The sequence below is a fragment of the Bacillus sp. P4_D3 genome (assembly GCF_056401855.1).
Genome location: NZ_JBFUIN010000408.1, coordinates 1 through 2,771, shown reverse-complemented (window position 1 = coordinate 2,771; position 2,771 = coordinate 1). Strand labels below are relative to the sequence as shown.

The 2,771-nt window shown below is 29.3% G+C and carries 3 protein-coding genes; all 3 read left to right on the top strand.

The features are described 5' to 3' along the window. The coding region (locus AC1DTM_RS21890; RefSeq protein ID WP_477000863.1) for a glycosyltransferase at window positions 1-912 on the top strand (912 nt) is incomplete at its 5' end. Between the two features lie 84 nt (window positions 913-996). Beyond that, window positions 997-2,022 (top strand): glycosyltransferase family 2 protein, encoded by a 1,026-nt coding sequence (locus tag AC1DTM_RS21885; RefSeq protein ID WP_477000862.1) that lies wholly within the window; start codon window positions 997-999, stop codon window positions 2,020-2,022. A gap of 8 nt (window positions 2,023-2,030) precedes the next feature. Next, on the top strand, window positions 2,031-2,771 hold a 741-nt coding region (locus AC1DTM_RS21880), incomplete at its 3' end, for a glycosyltransferase family protein (protein WP_477000861.1).

The following is a 2,771-nucleotide window of genomic DNA, read 5'->3' as shown; positions in this document are numbered from 1 at the left end:
GGGAATAAGGGGCAAGGCACTTATAAACAAATGCAATACACTTGGCAGTACTCCATGCCATTTTTACCTAAGCTAAATAAGAGATATGATGTGGCTATAAGTTTTTTAGGCCCCCATAATTTTATTATTGATAAAGTAAAATCCAAGATAAAGATAGGTTGGAATCATACAGATTATTTTACTATAGTAAATCCAGATAAACCTTTAGATGAAAATATGTGGAATAAACTAAATTATATTGTAAATGTATCTAAAGAATGTCAAGAGTCTTTCTTAAAGGTATTTCCTAATCTAAAACAAAAGGTAGTTGTTTTAGAGAACATTCTATCAACTAAGTTTGTCAAAGAGCAATCACGAGAAGATGTAGGAAGTGAAATGCCAAATGATGGGGGAATAAAAATTTGCTCTGTGGGTCGTTTAAGTCATGCGAAAGGTTTTGATATGGCTGTATTAGCATGTGAGGAGTTGATGAAATTAGGTTATGATTTCAAATGGTATGTTATAGGATATGGGAGTGAGKAAAATTCAATTAAAGAATTGATAAAAGAAAAAAAAATGAGTGATAGGTTTATATTATTAGGTAAAAAAATCAATCCTTATCCATATATAAAAAAATGTGATATTTATTGTCAGCCATCTAGATATGAAGGTAAAGCGGTAACAGTAAGGGAAGCTCAAATTCTTGGAAAACCAGTTGTAATAACTAACTTTCCTACGGCAAAAAGCCAGCTTTCACATAGCTTTGATGGTTTAATAACTCCTATGGGGGTAGAGGGTATAGTTAACGGGTTAAGAAAGTCTATTGAAGATACGGATTTAAGAAATAGATTAACCAGTAATACATTGACAGTAGACTATGGAAACAGTGACGAAATCCAAAAGCTATATCAGATTATTAATAAAGCAGATTAATAATCGTAATAACAAATAGGGAAATATAGTATAGGTTCGTGGGAGAATAACTCAGTAAAAAGGTAAAGTGAGAGGAGGGAGAGATTGGATCAAAAGGTCAGTATTATAGTTCCTGTGTATAATTGTGAAAAATACATTTCTAAATGTTTGGAGAGTATAATCAATCAGACTTATAAAAACATTGAAATTGTAATTATTAATGATGGATCTACTGATAAAAGTGAAAAGATAATTAATACATATAAAAAGAAAGATGACAGAATAATTTGTCTGATTCAAGATAATAGTGGGCCATCGGAAGCCCGTAATAAGGGGATTCTAAATTCAACCGGAAAATATTTAATCTTCATTGATTCAGATGATACGGTTGATAAATATTATGTTGAATTTTTACTTAATCAAATGATTTTTTCAGATTCTGATTTAGTGTGTTGTGGTTATAAAGATATTTCTAAATATGGAGTATTAAATTGTACAGATTTTGATTTAGAAAATAGCGTTTCTGTACATTCTTTTATAGAGATGACTTGTAAAGGTACAGGAGGAGTACTCTGGGGGAAAATCTATAAAAAGGAAATAATTGCTAAGAATGATTTGAAGATGGACAAAGATATATTTATGTGTGAGGATCTAGTATTTGTTTTGCAATACACGTCTCAATGTAAGTCATTTAGTGCTATAAAAGATTATTTATATAATTACAATAGACTAAATCAGAACAGTATAAGCTCCAATATTTCAATACATTATACGCAAAATTATATTACTGTTTGCGAGCGGATAGATGAGGTGTTTCATTCTGTTAGTTTAGCTGGGGATAAGAGGAAAGAAATAATCACTAAAAGGGTTCAAGATGTTGTAATTAATTTAGTAGAGCAACAAAGTATTCAAATAAGGGATATTGGTATAAAAAATGCAACTGCAAATATAATGGGGATTATATCTTTACGATATATTGAAAAATATGTAAGTTCATTTTCAACCAGCAATCTTTTTTATAAGCCATATATATTCTTTTTAAAAAAGAAGCTTATACGAACGAGTATTATTTATGGAGTGTATCTAAATGTTTTAAAAAGTCTCAAAAGGAGAATAAATACAGAGAGGTAAGTGAATCTATGAAAAAAAAGCTATTATTTGTTATCGATTCACTAACAATCGGTGGAGCGGAAAAAAGTTTAGTTTCGTTATTGAATTTAATAGACTTTTCAAAGTATGAAATTGATTTAATGTTATTTAAAGAAGGTGGAGACCTTGAAAAACATGTTCCAGAACAAATAAAAATTTTACCCGTTCCAGAATATTTTCGGTATATAAATAAAGAGAGGTTCTCGGTGGATAAGAGTATAAAATATTTCTACTATAGGATTAAAACTTCTGTATATTTAAGAAAGAATAATTATCAGAAAACAGTTTTGCATAGTGAGCAAGTGGTGTTTCGAAGTATAAACAAAATAATAATGCAACTTCAAAAAAAATATGATGTAGCTATAGCTTATAGTCAGGGAATGCCCACATATTTTGTTGCTAATAAAGTCACAGCATCACAAAAAATAGCTTGGATAAATACAGACTACGTCAATACATTGTATGACAAAGAAATTGATTATGAGTCATATGAAAAGATGGATAAAATAATTACAGTTTCTCGTAATACTCAAGAAACAGTATCGAAAATTAGAAAAGAATATGATGATAAGGTGGATATTATTTTAGATGTAATAAATCCAAAGATGATTTATAAGTTATCAGAGGAATATGAGGTTGTTGAATTTAATAAGTCATATATAAATATTTTAACAGTTGGAAGGTTGGTAACAGCAAAATCGTATAATACAGCCATTGAGGTAGCAAAATTA